Raw genomic sequence first — 1,307 nt, forward strand, 5'->3', positions numbered from 1 at the left:
TGCTGCTGGGCTCGACGGCGGTGCATCTTGCCGCCCACGGTCGCTGCCCTCTGATGGTGGTGCGGGGCCGCCCCGATCCGGCCGGCCCAGTGGTACTGGCCGTGGACGGCTCCGACGCCGGCGAGGCGGCGGTGGAGTTCGCGTTCGCCGAAGCGGCACTGCGCAAGGTGCCCCTGGTGGCCGTACACGTGTGGAACACGTGGAGCGAGCGCGCCTACGAAGGCCCCGGCGACCCCCTGAACGCCATGGTGGCGGACGCCGACCGTCTCCTCGAGGCCGAGCAGCACCTGCTGGACGAGACGGTGGCCTCCTGGCAGAAGGCCCATCCCCAGGTGGTGGTGGAGCGGCGCCTGGTGCGTTCCCGGATCCGCCCGGCCCTGATCGACGCCAGTCGCGGCGCCCAGCTGGTGGTGGCCGGCGCCCGGGGACGCGGCGGCTTCACCGGCCTGCTGCTCGGCTCGGTCAGCCAGGCCCTGCTGCACCACGCCCACTGCCCCGTCACCGTCGTCCGCGGTAAGGAGTGACCGTGCCCGAGCAGCAGTCAACGGCGGAGAACCACACCCTGCCCAAGCAGACCACTGCACGCCGGACCCTGCCGGTACCGACGCCCCCGCCACCGGACGCCTACCGACGTGACGCCGCCGAAGTGGCGGACTTACTGGCCGTGGTCCCGGCCACGGGCCTGAGCACGGCGGACGCCGAGCAGTTGGCCGCCGTCTGGGGCGCCAACGAGCTGGCCGAACCGGCCCGCCGGCCGCAGTGGCTGCGCCTGCTGGACCAGTTCCGCAGCTGGCTGATCGGCATCCTGCTCGCCGCCGCCGTCGTCGCGGGGATCATCGGCGAGGTGAAGGACGCCCTCGTCATCGCGGTCGTCCTGGTCATCAACGCCACCATCGGATACCTGCAGGAACGCCGGGCCGAGCGCAGCCTGGAGGCGCTGCGTCAGATGCTGGTGCCCACCGCGCGCGTGCGCCGCGACGGGCAGGTGAAGGTGATCCCGGCCGGCGCCCTGGTGCCCGGCGACGTCGTCCTTCTGGAAGCCGGAGACCGTGTCCCGGCCGACGGGCGCCTGGTGGTCGCCGAGTCGGTCGAGGCGGGCGAGGCCGCGCTGACCGGCGAGTCCCATCCCGTCGCCAAGTCGACCGCACCCACCACGGCCGACGGCGACGAGCTCGTCCCCGTTGCCGAGCGCACCTGCATGCTCTTCATGAACACCGCGCTGACCCGTGGCCGCGCCGAGATGGTCGTCACGGCCACCGGCATGCGCACCGAGGTCGGCGCGATCGCCGAGGCGCTGCGCACCGGCG

The 1,307-nt window shown here is 73.5% G+C and carries 2 protein-coding genes; both read left to right on the plus strand.

All coding sequences use genetic code 11. The annotated features are described in order from the left end of the window. Positions 1 to 524, plus strand: a 524-nt coding sequence (locus G3I77_RS40550) for a universal stress protein (protein ID WP_248512487.1), incomplete at its 5' end; no start/stop codon positions are given. Between the two features lie 2 nt (positions 525 to 526). Then, positions 527 to 1,307: cation-transporting P-type ATPase (locus G3I77_RS40555; RefSeq protein ID WP_248512489.1), on the plus strand; the 781-nt coding region annotated here is incomplete at its 3' end.

Origin of the sequence: Streptomyces sp. D2-8, assembly GCF_023184515.1 — a bacterium.
Taxonomy (GTDB): domain Bacteria; phylum Actinomycetota; class Actinomycetes; order Streptomycetales; family Streptomycetaceae; genus Streptomyces.